Origin of the sequence: Acinetobacter sp. YH12039 (genome assembly GCF_013420015.1) — a bacterium.
GTDB classification, from domain to species: domain Bacteria; phylum Pseudomonadota; class Gammaproteobacteria; order Pseudomonadales; family Moraxellaceae; genus Acinetobacter; species Acinetobacter amyesii.
This window is the reverse complement of record NZ_VOZA01000004.1, coordinates 99357-119060: the sequence shown is the minus strand read 5'-3', so window position 1 is coordinate 119060 and position 19704 is coordinate 99357. Positions and strand designations below refer to the sequence as shown.

General features: G+C 39.6%; 18 protein-coding genes. 16 read left to right on the top strand and 2 right to left on the bottom strand.

The genetic code is table 11. The features are described 5' to 3' along the window. The first annotated feature begins 67 nt into the window (after positions 1-67). Positions 68-544 (top strand): inner membrane protein YiaA, encoded by a 477-nt coding sequence (gene yiaA, locus FTT98_RS03405; protein ID WP_180010362.1) that lies wholly within the window; start codon positions 68-70, stop codon positions 542-544. Positions 545-804: 260 nt separating this feature from the next. Beyond that, entirely contained in the window at positions 805-1377 is a 573-nt protein-coding gene (locus tag FTT98_RS03400; RefSeq protein ID WP_180063546.1) for a flavoprotein, read from the top strand. 998 nt (positions 1378-2375) lie between these two features. Here the strand turns inward: FTT98_RS03400 and FTT98_RS03395 are convergent. After that, a complete protein-coding gene (locus FTT98_RS03395) occupies positions 2376-3212 on the bottom strand; it encodes a pyruvate, water dikinase regulatory protein (RefSeq protein WP_078193964.1) in 837 nt (278 codons plus the stop codon). Between the two features lie 153 nt (positions 3213-3365). Here FTT98_RS03395 and ppsA point away from each other — a divergent pair, with 153 nt between their 5' ends. From ppsA to alr, 14 genes are all read left to right on the top strand, one after another. Then, a complete protein-coding gene (gene ppsA, locus FTT98_RS03390; RefSeq protein ID WP_078188577.1) occupies positions 3366-5744 on the top strand; it encodes a phosphoenolpyruvate synthase in 2379 nt (792 codons plus the stop codon). Between the two features lie 82 nt (positions 5745-5826). Further along, on the top strand, positions 5827-6609 hold the full coding sequence (locus FTT98_RS03385) for an RDD family protein (protein WP_180063545.1): 783 nt from the start codon (positions 5827-5829) through the stop codon (positions 6607-6609). A 302-nt stretch (positions 6610-6911) separates the two neighbouring features. Next, positions 6912-7979: a ubiquinol oxidase subunit II gene (gene cyoA / locus FTT98_RS03380; protein ID WP_180051123.1), complete on the top strand. Its 1068-nt coding sequence runs from the start codon at positions 6912-6914 to the stop codon at positions 7977-7979. A 3-nt stretch (positions 7980-7982) separates the two neighbouring features. Then, positions 7983-9971, top strand: a complete 1989-nt coding sequence (gene cyoB, locus FTT98_RS03375; protein ID WP_067767311.1) for a cytochrome o ubiquinol oxidase subunit I — start codon at positions 7983-7985, stop codon at positions 9969-9971. A 4-nt stretch (positions 9972-9975) separates the two neighbouring features. After that, positions 9976-10596 carry a cytochrome o ubiquinol oxidase subunit III gene (gene cyoC, locus FTT98_RS03370; protein WP_078188581.1) on the top strand — a complete coding sequence of 207 codons (621 nt, stop codon included), beginning with the start codon at positions 9976-9978 and terminating at the stop codon, positions 10594-10596. Continuing rightward, positions 10596-10922, top strand: a complete 327-nt coding sequence (locus FTT98_RS03365; RefSeq protein WP_078188582.1) for a cytochrome o ubiquinol oxidase subunit IV — start codon at positions 10596-10598, stop codon at positions 10920-10922. The genes cyoC and FTT98_RS03365 overlap by 1 nt, the downstream gene beginning before the upstream one ends. Positions 10923-10932: 10 nt before the next feature. Next, the gene (gene cyoE, locus FTT98_RS03360) at positions 10933-11811 is read left to right on the top strand and encodes a heme o synthase (protein WP_078188583.1); all 879 of its coding nucleotides are present in this window, start codon (positions 10933-10935) and stop codon (positions 11809-11811) included. Between the two features lie 102 nt (positions 11812-11913). Then, a complete protein-coding gene (locus tag FTT98_RS03355) occupies positions 11914-14031 on the top strand; it encodes a hypothetical protein (RefSeq protein WP_180176990.1) in 2118 nt (705 codons plus the stop codon). 6 nt (positions 14032-14037) lie between these two features. Further along, complete coding sequence (locus tag FTT98_RS03350; RefSeq protein WP_168377858.1) at positions 14038-14826, top strand: DUF3142 domain-containing protein; 789 nt, start codon at positions 14038-14040, stop codon at positions 14824-14826. A gap of 157 nt (positions 14827-14983) precedes the next feature. After that, the gene (gene rpsF, locus FTT98_RS03345) at positions 14984-15370 is read left to right on the top strand and encodes a 30S ribosomal protein S6 (protein WP_004696436.1); all 387 of its coding nucleotides are present in this window, start codon (positions 14984-14986) and stop codon (positions 15368-15370) included. A gap of 12 nt (positions 15371-15382) precedes the next feature. After that, positions 15383-15610, top strand: a complete 228-nt coding sequence (rpsR, locus tag FTT98_RS03340) for a 30S ribosomal protein S18 (protein WP_004278792.1) — start codon at positions 15383-15385, stop codon at positions 15608-15610. 9 nt (positions 15611-15619) lie between these two features. Next, on the top strand, positions 15620-16066 hold the full coding sequence (rplI, locus tag FTT98_RS03335) for a 50S ribosomal protein L9 (RefSeq protein ID WP_078188585.1): 447 nt from the start codon (positions 15620-15622) through the stop codon (positions 16064-16066). A gap of 239 nt (positions 16067-16305) precedes the next feature. After that, complete coding sequence (dnaB, locus tag FTT98_RS03330; RefSeq protein ID WP_078188586.1) at positions 16306-17745, top strand: replicative DNA helicase; 1440 nt, start codon at positions 16306-16308, stop codon at positions 17743-17745. A gap of 48 nt (positions 17746-17793) precedes the next feature. After that, positions 17794-18867 (top strand): alanine racemase, encoded by a 1074-nt coding sequence (alr, locus tag FTT98_RS03325; protein WP_180059703.1) that lies wholly within the window; start codon positions 17794-17796, stop codon positions 18865-18867. A 95-nt stretch (positions 18868-18962) separates the two neighbouring features. Here alr and FTT98_RS03320 read toward each other — a convergent pair whose 3' ends face one another. After that, complete coding sequence (locus tag FTT98_RS03320) at positions 18963-19697, bottom strand: proteasome-type protease (RefSeq protein WP_168377741.1); 735 nt, start codon at positions 19695-19697, stop codon at positions 18963-18965. Positions 19698-19704: the final 7 nt, after the last annotated feature.

Here is a 19704-nt window from a genome sequence, read left to right as displayed (position 1 = left end):
TTGCTTTACTCATTTTCATTCCTGTATAAATATTAAACACAAGCAAAACAAAGAGAAAAATAAGCAGATGAGCCAATATATTAATAAACCCACACCCGCATTTATCGCAGCAAGTTGGTGTGCCCTCATTTTAGGCGCTGTAGTGTTTTGCATAGGTTTATTCAATGCAAATATGATGCTGAATGAAAAAGGCTTTTATCTCATTTTATTGCTCTATGGATTATTTTCATCGGTTTCATTACAAAAAATCATTCGTGACCGTTTAGAAGGAATGCATGTCACTGCAATTTACTTTGGACTGTGCTGGGCATCCGTCATTATTTGCCTCGTACTTCTTGCCATTGGCCTATGGAATGCTGAACTAGCATTAAGTGAAAAAGGTTTTTACATGATGGCTTACTTAATGAGTTTGTTTGGCGCAGTTGCAGTACAAAAGAATATTCGTGATATGGACTATTTACGTACCCATACCGACCAACCCGAACTTAAGCATTCAACCCCGAGTCAGCTTGACTATAGCTCACAAGATGATGAACCACTTTAAAACTCACAAAATTTATAGATATCAAAAGCCGTTCATGCAGGTCGCTCATTATTTCGACCTGCTTGAGCGAAAGATGAACTTCAACGCATAAAAAAATCAGTTCAGTCCTAGAAATCTATAAATGACAAGGGCCAAGCAAATCAATTCTAGACAAATTGCATGACTCATCAGACTGAAAAAACGCTTTACCCCAACTGGCCCATCACAGAATATATTCCTATCTAAGACTCAACTAAAAAAAGAAAAGATAAGGAATAAATATGGCCAACAAGCAGGATGCAACCCACCATATTTTTAATAATCATCTAGAAGATTTTGAACACTTTCGTGGAACGATCATCAGTTCAGAACAGATCAAAGATTATGATTTTAAGAATCAAAAAATCGCAATTATTGGGATAGATCAGCATGTGGTCTCTGAACTACATCATCTATGTCAGGTTGCAGATAACATCATGGTCTATCAAATCAAACCGCAATTTGTCTTACCACGCACCGAACGTCTACTGAATAAATTAATCCAGCACCCACTGATTGCAAAAAATCGACGTTTATTTAGCAATCGTATTAAGAGTATTTTGGCGATTCGCTTTTTAGAAGATCAAGTGCCGAACCATTGGTTAAGACATTTACTCAGTCCAAATACCGCAATTCAGAACAAAACCTTCCTAAAATCTGATCATTATTATGCAGCATTACAGCAGCCAAACTGCATCTTAAATACTTGGCCAATTGCAAAAATTCAGAGTAATTCAATCACGGCTTTAGATGAACATACGTTTGAGTGTGATGTCATTGTGCGCAGCGAATCTAACCAATCCAAAGAAAAGTAATGACATTGCAATTATTTTCACATGACATCTATTAAATTTTTGTGATTGATCAAAAAATCACAATACCAAAAGCCATCTCTGGCGGCTTTTGGTAGCTCCCCTACTATATTGGATACTTTCATTCGATAAGGCTAAGGATTCTTAAAAATCCATAAATAAAAATAGCTTTAATAGTGCTACATGCTTTTTCAGTGCTCAGACTTAAATCATGCTTCCGACCTGCACCAGCAGCTACAGCGAGTTTATAGACGTGCAATTTTGAATAGTTATGATCAATTCTTCATGAAAACTTTATTTCAAACCAATAATTTTTTCAGTGCTTATTTTTTTACACAGCTCTATTTACTCCTTAACTGTAAGTTGAAAAATTTATATTGATGCTTATGTTCAACCGATATTTACCTCTATTGTTATCTATATTTAATAGGAAAATAACAGATTGAAATCCAGTTTAAATATCAATTTATATCGGAGTTTAGAGCCTGAATGTTATTAATTTGACTATTTTTCACCCACATCAATTAAATAAATGATGCCATTTCTTGAGATTTAACACCTAAAAGCGACTGTTTGATTATTTTTTATTCTATTTTCTGCCTATTTTTTTTAGCATTTAAATCAGTATTTTTGAAAAATTGATTAAATATTAAACCATATTAGCTAAATCTTGTATTTATACAACTCATATCAAGTGGATTATTCAGGCTTAATTCATAGATAAAAATACAGCACAGCACGGATTATTTTAAAAGATTCAAGCTGTCAATTAGGCCATATTTTATAAATTTTCAGCCAAAAAAATTCATCAAATTGGTACACATTTGAATGCAGAAATTGCTTAAATTTTAAGTCTAAATATTGAGGAAAATTTTCATCAATATTTTAAATATTTATCATTCATTAAAAGTATGACAAGCCAGAAATTAATACTATTTTTATATAATTTATACAGAAATTCATTATCATCAAAAGAGCCACCGAAGTGGCTCAATTTACACTTAACCAATACGACGTTTCAGTCCAGTCATTTGTAAAACACGAGTTGAAATTTCTTCAATCGACATTTCCGACACGTTTAAGTATTTAATTCCTTCAGAAATATAAATACCTTCAATCGCACGTAATTCCATCTGGCACTGACTAAAACTAGCATAACGACTATTGGCCTTACGTTCTGAACGAATTGCTACAAGGCGCTCTGCATCAATCATCAAGCCAAATAACTTATGCTTATGTTCACGTAAAACTGCAGGTAAACGGTTGTCATCCAAGTCTTCTTCTGTCAAAGGATAGTTCGCCACACGAATACCAAATTGCAAAGAGAGGTAGATGGAAGTTGGTGTTTTACCCGAACGTGATACCCCGATTAAAATCAAATCAGCTTTATCATAATGACGAGTACGTGCCCCATCATCGTTATCTAAAGCAAAATGCACCGCATCAATACGTGCTTTATAAGACTCAGAATCTGTAACTGCATGGGTTTGACCGACTAAAGTCGTAGGTGCAGTGCCTAACTCGTCAGATAATTTACTAATAAGCCCTTCAAAAACATCAAGATTTATTGCATTTGCAGTATTAATAATGTCACGTACATAAGGGTCTACAAGGGTATCAAACACCAAAGGCTTTTGACCGTCTTGCTGCGCTCTAAGATTGATCTCTGCAACCACATTTGTAGCTGCTTCTTCAGAGGTAATATATGGAATAATATGAATGTCAAAATCTACATGAGGGAACTGGGCTAACAGTGAGTGTCCAAGGGTTTCTGCGGTAATCGCGGTACCATCCGAAACAAAGAAAACACTACGCTGAATCTGTTTACCTTCTGACATTAAAATTCTCCTCCAAAATTTGTCTTAGTGCTATATAATCATTATAGTAAACCATCTTACATGACTGTCACTTAGTAAATTTAGAATGCTAAGTAATTTGTTATAATTTCATGCCAAGATAGTGATTAATACTGCAAAAGTGGAGTAACAACTTTGGAAGCGCGCGTAATTGGTCTAGAAAAATTAGGGAAACACGACGTAGAACTCGTGGGCGGTAAAAACTCATCATTAGGTGAAATGATCAGCCATCTCGCAAATGCTGGTGTATCTGTTCCTGGTGGTTTTGCTACTACAGCTCAAGCATATCGTGAATTCCTCGAGCAAAGTGGCCTGAACGCTAAAATTAACGCTGAACTTGCTGCACTCAATGTTGACGATGTAAATGCACTTGCAGAAACTGGTGCGAAAATCCGTCAATGGATTGTAGACACTCCGCTGACTGCTGAACTTGAAAAAGAAATTCGTGAAGCTTTCACAGCTCTTTCAAACGGCAACCCTGAAATCGCGGTTGCCGTTCGCTCATCTGCAACTGCAGAAGACTTACCAGACGCTTCATTTGCCGGCCAACAAGAAACTTTCTTGAACATCCGTGGTATCGATAACATCCTTGTTGCGATTAAAGAAGTATTTGCTTCACTTTATAACGACCGCGCAATTTCTTACCGTGTACACCAAAACTTCGCACATGACGTCGTTGCGTTATCTGCTGGTGTTCAACGCATGGTTCGCTCTGAAACAGGTGCTGCTGGTGTAATGTTTACACTTGATACAGAATCTGGTTTCCGTGACGCAGTTTTCATCACAGCATCTTATGGCTTGGGTGAAATGGTTGTACAAGGTGCAGTTAACCCTGACGAATTCTATGTATCTAAACCACTTCTAAATGCAGGAAAACACGCTGTATTACGTCGTAACCTTGGTTCTAAACACCAAAAAATGATTTATGGTGAAGAAGGTGCTGCGGGTAAATCCGTGGTTGTTGTAGACGTTGAAAAAGCAGATCGTCAACAATTCGCTTTAAATGACCACGAACTTCAAGAACTTGCTAAACAAGCATTGATCATTGAAAACCATTACGGTTCAGCAATGGACATCGAATGGGCGAAAGATGGCGATGATGGCCAAATCTATATCGTTCAAGCACGTCCTGAAACTGTGAAGAGCCGTCAAAATGTAGGCACAATGGAACGCTACCTTCTTAAACAAAAAGGTAATGTGATTTGTGAAGGTCGTTCAATCGGTCAACGTATTGGTTCTGGTCGCGTGCGTATCGTGACTTCAATCAAAGAAATGGACAAAGTTCAAGACGGCGACGTACTTGTATCTGACATGACTGACCCAGATTGGGAACCAGTAATGAAACGTGCTGCTGCGATTGTCACTAACCGTGGTGGTCGTACTTGTCACGCTGCGATTATTGCACGTGAACTTGGTGTTCCTGCAATCGTAGGTTGTGGTAATGCAACTGAAGTATTGACTGACGGTCAAGAAGTGACTGTGTCTTGCGCTGAAGGTGACACAGGCTTTATTTACGAAGGTTCTTTGGACTTTGAAATCCAACGCAACTCTATCGAATCTATGCCTAAACTTCCGTTCAAAATCATGATGAACGTAGGTAACCCTGACCGTGCATTTGACTTTGCTCAAATTCCTAACGAAGGTGTTGGTCTTGCTCGTCTTGAGTTCATTATCAACCGTATGATCGGTGTACATCCTAAAGCATTGCTTAACATTGACAGCCTACCACGTGAAACTCGTGCTGCTGTAATGTCACGTACTGCTGGTTATGCATCTCCTATCGAATTCTATGTTGAAAAACTAGTTGAAGGTATTTCTACACTTGCTGCAGCGTTTGCTGACAAACCAGTGATTGTTCGTATGTCTGACTTTAAGTCAAACGAATACGCAAACTTAATCGGTGGTAAGTTATACGAACCTGAAGAAGAAAACCCAATGCTTGGCTTCCGTGGTGCAAGCCGTTATGTGTCTGACAATTTCCGTGACTGCTTCGAACTTGAATGCCGCGCACTGAAAAAAGCACGTGACGAAATGGGCTTAACTAACATTCAAATCATGATTCCTTTCGTACGTACTGTTGCTGAAGCGAAACGTGTTATTGAATTGTTAGCGCTTAACGGTCTTAAACGTGGTGAAAATGGTCTTAAAGTGATCATGATGTGTGAACTTCCAACCAATGCATTGTTGGCTGAACAGTTCCTTGAACACTTCGACGGTTTCTCTATCGGTTCTAACGACTTAACTCAGTTAACACTCGGTCTAGACCGTGACTCTGGTATCGTTTCTCACCTATTTGATGAACGCGATCCAGCCGTTAAAGCACTTCTTTCTATGGCAATTCATGCTTGTCGTAAAGCTGGCAAATACGTAGGTATTTGTGGTCAAGGTCCTTCAGACCACCCTGACCTAGCTAAATGGTTAATGGAACAAGGCATCGAGTCTGTTTCGCTTAACCCAGACTCAGTATTAGACACATGGTTCTTCCTTTCTGAAGAAAAAGCTCAACAAGCTTAATAAACTGTGTTAAAAAAAGACCCACATGTGGGTCTTTTTTTTTATTTATACTTTTACAGACGTTTTTTGAGATTTTAGTTTTATGCAGATTTACTTGGCACGAAATAACCAACAAGCTGGTCCCTACACCTTAGAACAACTTAACCAAATGCTCGCGAGCCAACAAGTGTTACTCACGGACTTGGTTTGGCACCAAGGTATGACCGAATGGAAAGCTTTGGGTGAACTCACTCAAGGTCAGTTGGTTTATATGCCTGCAGGATATACTGCACCAACAGCATTCGAATCAAATCAAACTGCAACTACGCCATCAAATACCTATGCACAGCCTCAAGCGGTACAAGAGCAAACTAGCCTAGCTAGTATTCCTAAACGTGTTTTGGCGAAAATCGTCGATTTACTGCTTTGGATACCAGCAACTTTTATCTTAACGGCATTTTTTAGTCCAAGTGAAAAGACACAATTTGCAAATCTGAATGAACAGTTTATGCAAGCTGTGATGACCCCAAATGCTGACCCCAATGTTTTACAGGCACTACAAACACAAATGGTTGAGATGTTTCCCAACCAAGCTTGGATTGCAATGTTTGCTTACCTCTTCATTATGCTTTTCATTCAAGCGTATTTGATTGCTAAATCTGGTCAAAGTATTGGTAAAAAAATCACCAAAATTAAAATCGTAGATGCCGAAACCAGCCAACCTGTAAACCTCATGCGTGGCTTCACTTTACGTAGTGTTTTATTTATTTTTCTGAACTTTTTATCGATGCCTTTAAGCGCAATCATTGATTCCGTTTTTATTTTCGGCAAAAAGCGTCAAACCTTGCATGACAAATTGGCAAAAACCAAGGTAATAAACCAATAATTTTCACTTTTATTCAGGGATGATTTTTTCATCCCTTTTTTGTGCATTATATTGAAATTAAAATAAAATTTAGATAAAAAAAATACAATCCCGACTAGCAAAATAGGGTTTTAATACAGTCATTTAAAGCATCTTTATGTATAGCTTAGTTTGCCGATATCAGGCATAATGCCCTACAACGTAGCGGTGTCGCATCATTGTGACTGTTTTTTCATGTCTGAAAAAATCACAATCATGCGACACTTTATTCGCTATCCCAAATTTTAAATTTAGGGAATGGGACTCTTCACCGAGGTTGTAAAATGAGACAAACAATTTTAGCTGTATTGTCTTTATCTGCGATCGCTGCACTCTTAACTGGGTGTGGTGGTGATATGGTACTTCTAAACTCAAAAGGTCCAGTTGCTGAAGGTCAATCAAACCTCATGCTTACTGCGATCTACCTAATGTTGTTGGTCGTTATTCCATCAGCACTTATGGCTCTTTGGTTTGGTTGGAAATATCGCGCGTCAAATAAAGATGCAGACTATGCACCTACTTGGGCACACTCGACTGCAATTGAAGTTGTAGTTTGGGGTATTCCCGTAATTATTATCGCTATTTTAGCTTGGTTAACTTGGTGGGGTTCCCACAAGTATGACCCTTACCGTCCACTCGAGTCAGATAAAGCTCCTTTAACTGTTCAAGTTATTGCTGAACAATTTAAATGGATCTTCATCTACCCTGAACAAGGCATCGCGACTGTAAACGAGATCCGCTTCCCTGAGAAAACTCCTGTAAGCCTTCGTTTAACATCTAACTTCACAATGAACTCATTTTTCATTCCGGCGTTAGGTGGTCAGATTTATGCTATGGCAGGTATGCAAACTCACTTGAACTTATTAGCTGATGAAACTAGTCCTGCTGAAGGCTTCCGTGGTTTCTCTTCTAACTATTCAGGTTATGGCTTCTCACAAATGCGCTTCCGTGCACATGCTGTGACTGATGCTCAGTTTGCTGAATGGGTTTCTGCTGTTAAAGCTGGTAATGGTTCTTCAGTTAATCCTGAAGCAGTTCAAAAAACTGTTTTAGACCAAGCTGAATTTGCAACCTTACGTGACGGCAACCGTTCTAAACACCAGATCGAAGCTTTAGTTGCTAGAGCAACTACTCCTGAAGAAAAGGCTAAAGCTGAAGCAATGAAGCCTTACCCTACTAAGCCACATCCAGTGACTTATTACTCTTCAGTAGAACCTAAATTGTTCGAATCAGTGATCAATAAATACATGAGTAACTACCACGGTGCTGATCATACAGCTACTGTTGGACACGAAGCTGCTGCTTCTGAAGCTCATGCAGGCGTTGAACATGCGACTGTTGCAGGGGAATAAGACATGAGCTTATTAGGTAAGTTAGGACCAGATGCAATTCCACACGATCCAATCGTGTTGGTTACTGTTGCAATGATGATCCTTGGCGGTATCGCAGTTGTTGCTGGTATCACCTACTTTAAAAAATGGGGCTACTTGTGGAACGAATGGTTCACATCTGTAGACCATAAAAAAATTGGTATCATGTATATCCTCGTGTCAATTGTCATGCTTGTGCGTGGTTTTGCCGATGCGATTATGATGCGTCTTCAACTGTTCCTTGCAAAAGGTGGCGGTGAAGGTTACTTACACCCAGAACACTATGACCAGATCTTTACTGCCCACGGCGTAATCATGATCTTCTTCGTAGCAATGGGTCTAGTTGTTGGTTTAATGAACGTTGCTGTACCACTTCAAATTGGTGCGCGTGACGTAGCATTCCCATTATTAAACTCTCTAAGCTTCTGGTTATTTGCCGGCGCTGCGGGCTTAATGATGGCTTCTCTTGCAATTGGTGAATTCGCTGCAACAGGTTGGATGGCTTACCCTCCACTTTCTGGCATCGAATACTCTCCAGGTGTAGGTGTAGACTACTATATTTGGGCACTTCAGGTTTCTGGTCTAGGTACGCTTCTTACTGGTGTTAACTTCTTCGTTACCATCATTAAAATGCGTGCGCCTGGCATGAAACTTATGGACATGCCTATTTTCACTTGGACTGCATTAGTTACTGTAGTGCTTATCGTTGCAACTTTCCCAGTTTTGACTGCGACTATTGCAATGCTTTCACTTGACCGTTACTTCGGCTTCCATTTCTTTACAAATGACATGGGTGGTAGCCCAATGTTGTATGTAAACTTGATTTGGACTTGGGGTCACCCGGAAGTTTACATCTTGGTATTACCAGCTTTTGGTATTTACTCAGAAGTTACTGCTGTGTTCTCACGCAAAGCGTTGTTCGGCTATAAATCAATGGTGTACGCAACTGTAGCAATTGGTGTTCTTTCACTAGTTGTATGGGTTCACCACTTCTTTACAATGGGTGCTGGTGCCAACGTTAACGCGTTTTTCGGTATCATGACCATGATCATTGCGATCCCTACTGGTGTGAAAATCTTCTCTTGGTTATTCACTATGTACAAGGGCCGCATCACCTATACAACTCCAATGCTTTGGACACTTGGCTTCCTTGTGACTTTCGGTATTGGTGGTTTAACAGGCGTATTAATGGCAGTTCCACCAGCGGACTTCTTAGTACACAACTCTTTATTCCTTATCGCTCACTTCCATAACGTAATTATTGGTGGTGTAGTGTTCGCGATGTTCGCGGGTATCATTTTCTACTGGCCAAAAATGTTTGGTTGGAAATTGAATGAAACTTGGGGTAAAGCAGCGTTCTGGTTCTGGTTCTTCGGTTTCTACTTTGCATTCATGCCACTTTATATCCTTGGTTTCATGGGTATGACTCGTCGTTTGAATACATATGACAACCCTGAATGGGATCCGTACTTAGCGATCGCTTTATTTGGTTCTGTATTGGTTGCTATCGGTATCTTCTGTTTTGTTATGCAAATCGTTGTTGGTTTCCTTCAACGCAAAGACAACATGGACGTTACTGGCGATATCTGGGATGGTCGTACTCTTGAGTGGGCTACTTCATCTCCTTCACCATTCTATAACTTTGCTTATCTTCCAAAGATCAATGGTATTGATACTTTCTGGACTGACAAAGAAAATGGTGTTGCTTACGCTAAGCCAACTACATACGAAGACATCCATATGCCTACAAACCGTGCGGCAGGTTTCGTAATTGCAATGTTTATTACAGTTATGGGCTTCGCATTAATCTGGCATATCTGGTGGTTAGTCGTTGTAACTTTCATTGCTTCAATTATCAGCTTCATCGTTTCTTCTTTCACTAAGAAAGTTGACTACTATGTTCCAGCTGCAGAAGTTGAACGTATTGAAAATGAACGCTACGCGCTTCTTGAAAAACATTTGAAGAAGGACTAAGACAATGGCTGAAGTACTTCATCACGACAACCACGGACATGACGAACATCATCATCACGATGATACTGACATCACTGTCTTTGGTTTCTGGACTTACTTGATGAGTGACTTGGTTCTTTTCGGGACACTCTTCATCGCGTTCGCTGTATTAAGTAGCCACGTTCCAGTGGGTACGCCAAGTGCACAAGAGCTGTTTGGTGAATCTTTAGGTTTCGTTTTAACTGAAACTTTCGCCCTTCTTATCTCTTCTGTAACTTTTGGTTTTGCTGTTCTTGCAGCATACAAGAAAAATGTTGGTCAAGTTTTAACTTGGTTAGCAGTTACTTGGGTATTTGGTGCAGCCTTCATTGGCATGGAGCTTTATGAGTTCAATCATTTAGTTCATGCTGGTCATGGCCCAAGCACAAGTGCGTTCTTATCTGCGTTCTTTACTTTAGTTGGTACGCACGGTATTCACGTAACTTCTGGTTTGGTATGGATGCTTGTGTTGATGTTCCAAATCAAGAAATATGGTTTGACACTTCCAAACACTCGTCGTCTTGCTTGCCTAAGCTTGTTCTGGCACTTCCTTGACATCGTTTGGATCTGCGTATTCAGCGTTGTTTACTTGATGGGAGTTATCTAATGAGTCACGATCATAACTCTGCTGGTGCAGCTCACGGTAACGTTAAACAATATACAATCGGATTTATCCTTTCTGTTCTACTTACCGTAATTCCATTCGGTATGGTAATGGCAGGTGGTTTTAGCCGCGGTCTATTGGTTGCCGTAATCGCGATTACTGCGGTTGCTCAGGTTCTTATTCAGTTAGTTTACTTCCTGCATATGAACTCTTCTTCAGAGCAACGCTGGAACGTGATTGCATTTGTTTATACAATCCTCACAATTGCTATCCTTTTAGTAGGTTCTGTGTGGATTATGAACTACCTTCACTTCAACATGATGATCTAAACTGGTCGTCATGCTGAAAAAGTATTTATTCCTGACTAAACCAGGAATTCTCTTTGGTAACTTTGTTACCGCTTTGGGTGGCTACTTTGTAGCTGCCCAAGGTTCTGTAGATTTCCTTCTGTTGCTTCTTACCCTCTTAGGCACCCTCTTTGTGGTCGCTTCTGGATGTGTTGTCAATAACGTTATTGACCAAGACATCGACTCAAAAATGCAACGCACACAAAATCGTGCGATGGTTAAAAAATCAATCTCGATTCCTGTTGCTTTAGTTTTTGCTTTAGTTTTAGGTGTAATTGGTTTTAGCATTTTATGGTTCTGGGTAAATGCTTACGCTTTTCTTTTTGCTGTTATTGGTTTTGTCGTATACGTTGGTTTTTACAGCTTATGGACAAAACGAACAACAATTCATCAAACCATTATCGGCAGTCTTTCTGGCGCAGCACCACCTGTAATCGGGTATACGGCTGTTGCAAACCAGTTTGATTTAGGTGCATTACTGATTTTTATTGGTTATGCATTTTGGCAAATGCCTCATTCTTGGGGAATTGCAGTTTACCGATTTGATGACTACAAAAATGCAGGAATTCCAATTTTACCTGTAGCACGTTCAATTCATCGAACCAAGGTTGAATCTTTGGTTTACGTGATTTTGTTCTGCATCACCATGAACGGTTTATACTTTTATGGTTATGCCAATTGGATTTATATGATTGTCCTGAATGCCTTAAGTCTGTATTGGATTTATTTAACCATTCAAGGATTCAAAGCTGAAGATGATCAAGTTTGGGCAAAACAATATTTCATGTTTTCGGTCAAATTGATCACAGTGATTAGTTTAATTTTTAGTTTTACTTCCACTGCCCCTCTAAAGCCAATTGTATTTTTTTAAAAAAGATAGAGTTTTACTCTATCTTTTTTTATTTCTAGGCATCTTCAATCAACTTTCCCCACTTGATATCATTGCACCTACAATTATAAATAACTGTGCCTTATGTCTTCTCAACAAAAAATTCTTCGCTCTGCTCTTTTCACATCATTTATTCCTTTTGGCATTTTCTTTAGTGCACACAGTCATGCAGGTATGGATGTCTATTGTGAACCTTCGACTGAAATTCAGACCACTGCCTATACAGCATGCAATGAATTGCCTGCGCTCACGCCGGCAAATGACAATCAAACCAATATGCTGCTGTTGCTTAGCGATTTAGGCATTGCCAAATTTAATATTCAAGAAGAAAAATCCACTTTATGGACAACTAGCTATAGCAAAGTTCCTTTTGAAGTTTCCAGTCTTTTAGTGAATAGCCACAATAAATTGCCAAATGCACGCAAACCTCTAAAAGCACCAGATTTAAGCTATAACGAGCATTGCAATAGCCTGCAAAATGGTGCGCACGCGTTTATTCAACAAGTCAAAACGGACACTAAGCTTTCAAGCAGTGAAAAAGACATGTTGATCCATGAGCGTGAAAAAATTAATAATTGTGAAAACACATTAGCTTTACTGAGCGTGAATCCAAATTGGTCTGCCGCTGCACGTCAATATGTATCCTATCTAAATGCAACGATCTCTTTTTATAATACTAACTTTTCCATAGCGACTAAGATTTATTCAGTACTAACCAATGTTGATCAAACGTGGTTAAAAGAAACTTCTCAATATATGCTTATTCGTAGCACCTTAAATGAAGCCTATCAAAGTGGTGTTGGTGAATATGGTGATTTAGTACATGACAAACTCAATCAAAACTTATTAACCACTTTTTTTAATAACATTACTCAGTACTTTAAGCTCTATCCGCAGGGTCAATATGCAGCAAGCGCACGCGGTTTATTAAGACGTGGTTTTTGGCTGAGTGGTAAACACGATTTACTGATCAATGAATATGTCTGGCAAATCAATCATCCAACATCCAGCGTCTATAATTTAGAATTGCCAAATCTACCTTATGAATTAGATCGACATGTTTTTCAAAGTAATAGACTCAATGTCAAAAATTTGAAAGATCCATTTTTTCTTAGCATTTATGACCTTATGCATATGCGCAAAAAAGAAACGGCAGATGATGTGGTCATTTCATGGGCTGAGTTAAACGCACAGAAAAATTATTTTAAAGATTCACCAGAACTGTTCCAGTATTTGCAGGCAAATCACTTATTTTATGTGCAAAACAAAGCACAAGAAGCACTCAAATATCTGCCACAACGAGCACCGAGCAGCATCAACAGTTATCTACAGTTGAGTCAGTTACTACTTAAAGGCCGTATTCTGGAAGCTAGTGGGCGAAATCAGGCCACTCAAAAATATTGGGAAAACCTACTTTCCATCAGCAAAACCGCCGAACAACGTGGATTGGCTGAACTTATGCTGTATCGTTACTATGCTCAACAGCAAAATACTGCACAATTTATTGGTTCTTCAGCCAAAATCAAGCAAGCTTATCTACAGCAACAATATTTAGTCGATGCAGCGAATGAACAAAGTTTAATGTCTGTGGTCAAAAATAACGTGGCCACACAAGATCAAAAAAATGTAGCGCTTTATACCCTACTAAATAAGTCATTGGCTTATCAAAACTTTGATTTATTTAACCAAGCGTACCGTGAATTACCAAGCAACGCGGCTCAATTTAATACTGAACAAAACACTGCGGAGAAGTTTCGCAATCAGCCATCATTTGCAAATTTCTTATGGAAAGGTGCAAGCGTGAGCAATTCGATTAAATGTCCTGACTTGGCAACTTTGACCCAACAATTGCAAGTCAACCCAAAAGACTTGAGCCTTAATTTATGCTTAGGTGAATATGCGCGTAGTTCACAAGCCTATACCATACTAAATCTCAACTACCTGCCTGATCATTCACTGCAAAGTTTCAAGGGGACTTATTTTGCCCGTGGCGATGTATATAAAAACATTATTAAAACAGGGACAAAATCTGAATTAACGGCTTATGCGCTGTACCGTGCCATTCAATGTTATGCGCCAAGTGGCAATAATGAATGCCAAGACAAAGATGTAAATAAGTCGGTTCGAAAACAATGGTTTGATCAAATCAAACGCGACTATCCAGAAACCAGCTGGGCTAAATCTCTAAAATATTATTGGTAATTGATGATGATTTTGCAGGTGATCAAGTGGTCAAGAACATTTCGACTTTTGCTTATCTTGAGTATAGGTTTGTGCTCTGCTTGCACACCTGCCCAATCTGGAAAAACACAACAGGCTCAAACCAAATTACAGCAACGTGTTGATGCAGCACATTATTCAAGTTTTTGGATTTGGGGCAATATTTCTAGTAGCCCCTACTTACAGCAAGCCACGGAGCTCTATATTTTACAAGGTGAATTGAATTGGAATAAACCTTTAAAACGATCCGAGTTTATCCCTCAAGGCATTCAAGTCCTCCATAAACCACAGCAGAAAATTTGGATTGTAATCCGTAGCCATCATTTACAATGGTCAAATAGCAATATTCAGCAAATTTTGCAGCGGCTAAAACATTGGGAAAATAACGGCAATCAGATCCAAGGCTTACAAATCGATTTTGACGCAAAAACTAAAAACATTCATCAATATGCCTTATTCCTTGAAAATATACGAAAGCAACTACCTCAAAAATATCGTTTAAGCATTACTGGTTTAATGGATTGGACAAATATTCAAGATCAGCAAACGCTCAGTGTTTTGCGACGCAATATTGATGAGATCGCTATTCAAACTTATCGTGGTAGTGTCACGATCGAGAATTACACGAGCTATTTGAATAAAGTCTCAAAATTGAAACTACCTTATAAAATAGGCCTTGTACAAAATGGCCTTTGGCAAGCACCCAAACATTTAATTCAAGATCCTTATTTTAAAGGTTATGTGGTGTTTTTATTGCGTACCGCTAATCGGCCTTAAACCATAAATAACTCAAGCATTTTAAATCCATGCCTTGTATTTCAAACTTAAACGCTCTAAAATTCACGCTTCGCAATTATTGCGACACAACTTTGGTTGTGACTCCTTGCTTCAATCAATTAATGATTGGGGCTGGCTAAACCGTAAGGAGCTGACAATGCGTCACTACGAAATCGTACTATTGGTACATCCAGACCAAAGCGATCAAGTTGTGGGTATGGTAGAACGTTACCTAACTCACATCAAAGAAGCTGAAGGTCAAATCCACCGTCTTGAAGACTGGGGTCGTCGTCAATTGGCTTACCCAATCAACAAGATCCACAAAGCTCACTACATTCTTATGAATGTTGAGTGTGGTCAAACTACTCTTGATGAGCTAGAAGAATTGTTCCGTTACAACGATGCAATCATTCGTAGCCTTATCATCCGTCGTGAAAACGCTATCACTGAAGAGTCACTATTGGCTAAGAGTGCTGAAGAAAAACGTGCGCGTAAAGCTCAACGTGAAGAAGCACAACAAGCTCAAGACTCTGCTGAAGCATAAGGAGAACATAACATGGCACGTTTTTACCGTCGTCGCAAGTTCTGCCGCTTTACAGCTGAGAACGTTACGTACATCGACTACAAAGATATCGACACTTTAAAACAGTACATCACTGAAAACGGCAAGATTGTTCCTAGCCGTATTACAGGTACTAAAGCTCGTTACCAACGTCAATTAGCGCTTGCTATCAAACAAGCTCGCTACTTGTCTTTGATCCCTTACACTGACAATCATAAGTGAGGTTGAGCTGTGGATATTATCTTATTACAACGCATTAAAAACCTTGGTAAATTAGGCGATAAAGTTTCAGTTAAAGCTGGTTACGGCCGTAACTTCCTTATCCCTCAAGGTAAAGCAGTTGCTGCTACTGAAGCTAACACTGCTGCATTTGAAGCTCGTCGTGCTGAACTTGAGAAACAAGAAGCTGAAGTATTAGCTGCTGCTCAAGCACGTGCTGACCAATTGAACGAAGTTAACATCGTAATCACTGCTAAAGCTGGTGACGAAGGTAAACTATTCGGTTCTATCGGTACTCGTGACATCGCTGACGCGTTAACTAATGCTGGTCTTGTTGTAGACCGCGCAGAAGTTCGTTTACCAAATGGTGCGCTTCGCAACACTGGTGAATTCAACATCGCAATCCAATTGCATCATGATGTTGTTGCAGAAGTTCTAGTTACTATCGTAGCTGAGTAATTTCTTGCAAAGAAAAGAGCATGCTTACGCATGCTCTTTTTTTATCTGTAAAAAATAGTGCTCCAACTTAATTTAAATTTTTAACTCTTCATTCAATTCAATGTATGACGAATTAATCGGAAATACTTGTTCGCATTTCTGTAGAAAACGCCTATCATTTCAGTTCAATGAAGAGTTGAAAAAACTGTAATTAGCACCCATTTCCATCACATTAAATGGTTTCAGCATCAGGGATTTTTATGTCACAGGCGAATGCCAGCAAGCCAAACTCTACGCCAACAGCAAAAACCACAGAACAAAGTTCGTTGAAAGAGTTTCGTACCCCACCCCATAACCTAGCGATTGAACAAGCTGTGCTTGCTGCACTGATGACCGTTGCAGAATCTTTTGAGCAAGTGGGTGATGTACTGACTGAAGCTGATTTTTATGCGACTCGTCATAAATATATTTTCCGTGCCATCGACCAGTTATCAAAAGATAGCTCACCTTATGATGCGGTCTTAGTCAATGACTGGCTGATTAAACAAAACTTGCTCGATGCTGCAGGTGGCGAAGAATATCTGATGCAACTCATGTCAGATTCACCTTCAAGTTTCTATAACCTTGAAACGTATGCTGCAAAAATTAAAGAGTTTTCAACTTTACGCAGCATGATTAAAGTCAGCTCAGAGATTTTACAAAATGCCTATGACACCAAAGGTCGTACAGTCAGTGAAATTTTAGATTTGGCAGAAACCAATATTTTCTCGATTGCCGAGCAACACAACAACAACGCCAAAGCACAAGGCCCTAAAGCTATTAACTCTGTCGTTGCAAGTGTTTTTGATAAGTTGAATGAACTTTCACAAACTGAAGGCAGTATCACGGGTTTAACCACTGGATTTGTTGAACTTGATAATAAAACCTCAGGTATGCAAGCAGGCGATTTGATTATTGTGGCGGCCCGTCCATCGATGGGTAAAACTACTTTTGCCATGAACTTGGTTGAAAGTGTGCTGTTTAATAACAACCTGCCCGCTCTAGTTTACTCTATGGAGATGCCCGCTGACTCGATTGCCATGCGTTTGATATCCTCGTTCGGTCGTGTACACCAAGGGCATTTACGTGCAGGTAAAATGGATGCAGATGAATGGTCAAAAGTGACCAGTACTATTGTGCATCTCCAAGAAAAGAATTTGTATATCGATGACTCATCTGCACTACCGCCAACGGAAGTACGTGCCCGTGCGCGACGCATTGCAAAAATGCATGGCGGTAAACTCGGCTGTATCATGGTAGATTACTTGCAGCTTATGAAAGTACCCGGTATGGGCGATAACCGTGTTGGCGAGATCTCGGAAATTTCCCGAAGCTTAAAGGCACTGGCTAAAGAAATGCACTGCCCTGTAATTGCACTGTCTCAGTTGAACCGATCACTGGAAAACCGCCCTAATAAACGCCCAGTGATGTCCGACTTACGTGAATCGGGTGCGATCGAGCAGGATGCCGATTTGATCATGTTTATTTACCGCGACGAGGTTTATAACAAAGAGTCTAAAGAAGCAGGTACTGCAGAAATTATTATTGGTAAACAGCGTAACGGTCCAATTGGTACTGTGCGTCTTGCCTTCGAAGGTCAATACACCAAATTTAGTAACCTCTCCCCTGAGTTTTATGCTCAGTATGATGATGAAGAGTAAAGACTCTATATCATCCATTAATTCATCGACCCTGTAGGAGTATTTAGGGTGCGCCAAGCTACAGTTTATATTGATCAACAAGCACTTCAATATAATTTAAACCGTGTCAAACAACTTGCCCCAACCGCTAAAATTGTAAGCATGGTGAAAGCCAATGCTTATGGACATGGAGTTAAAGACTGCTTAGCAGCCTTAAAAGACAGTGATGCCTTCGGTGTTGCTTGCCTAGAAGAAGCCTTAGAAATTCGTGAGTTGGGTTATGAACAACCCATTACGTTGATTGAAGGTATTTTCTCAGATAATGAAATGCAAATTATCATCGATAAAAAAATTGAATGTGTAGTGCATCATCAGCAACAACTAGATTGGTTACGTGCGCATAAAGATGCCTATATCGCTCAAGGTCTAAAAGTTTGGGTCAAACTCAACAGCGGTATGAACCGTTTAGGCTTTAAAGTGCCTGAAATTATTGATGTCATCAATGCATTAAAGGCGGAAGGTTTTACTTGCGTACTGGCGATGCACTTTGCCAATGCCGACGCAGAAAATCATCCTTTAAATGACCAACAACGTGAACAATTCTTACACGTAAAAGAAGCTTGTGCGCCAATCATGGGTTCGTGCTGTAACTCGGCTGCGATTTTCAAATGGCCAGAACTGAATTTTGATTTTGTTCGCCCAGGCATCATGCTATATGGCGCGACACCTTTCTCAGACCGTTCTGTAGAAGCATTAGATCTTAAACCGGTGATGACCTTTACCGCTGAAGTGATTGCTTTAAATACCATTCAAGCTGGTGAATCTGTGGGTTATGGATCGACTTTCGTTGCAGAACAAGAAATGAATCTTGCGATTGTGTCGATTGGTTATGGTGACGGTTATCCACGTGCCTTCCCTAAACAAAACTATGTATCCATCCATGGACAGAAAACGCGTGTGATTGGCCGTGTTGCCATGGATATGATTGCGATTGATATCACCGGTATGCATGCACCGATAGGCACTGAAGTTGAGCTTTGGGGCAAAGATCGTCTGGTTGATGACGTTGCAGAAGCGAACGGAACCATTGGCTATGAATTATTATGCCGTATGAGCGCGCGCCCTGTACGTAAATTAGCTTAATTACGCCAAATCAAAAAGCCCAGATCAAATCTGGGCTTTTTTTATCTCGCTTTTTTTATTCGCTTTTTAAATTGATCTATTCGTTGATCAAATGGTTATTGAAAATAGTCAGCTGTTGGTTTTGCCAATTCTATTAAGCCCTGACGCAATGCTTCTGACCAGCCTTTACTGATCATGGTGAAGTATGGGTCTTCTTCATAAATGCGCTTACCATTTGGTATTTCTAAACTGTCCTTTTTATAAACCAAAGCATCTAAAGGCATACCTACAGACACATTCGAACGTATCGTTGAATCAAAAGAAATTAAGCTACAACGCATTGCTTCATCGAGTGGCATATCGTAACGCAAAGTTCGGTCAAGTATCGGCTTACCATATTTACTTTCGCCAATTTGAAAATATGGGGTATCCGGTGTCGCACAAATAAAATTACCTTGCGGATAGATGTTATATAACTGCATATCCGCACTGCCAATTTGACCGCCTACCAATAAACTACAGTAATAATTACTTTGTTCTAAAATATCTGAGGTGACATCTGAGATGACTTTTTTTAAGGTATGCCCGACCAATTCAGCCACTTCGAACATCGTATTTACACTATATAAATTCGGCTCTTGTTTGACCTCTAGCTGATTTTGTAAATGCCCAATGACCGCTTGTGTTGTGGCTAAATTTCCAGAGGTTTGGATGGTAATAAATCGCTCACCCACAATACCAAAGGAATAAAGTTTGCGAAAAACTGAAATATGGTCAACACCTGCATTTGTCCGTGTATCACTGATAAATACCATGCCATCTTTTAACCGTAATGCACAACAATAGGTCATTTTTATC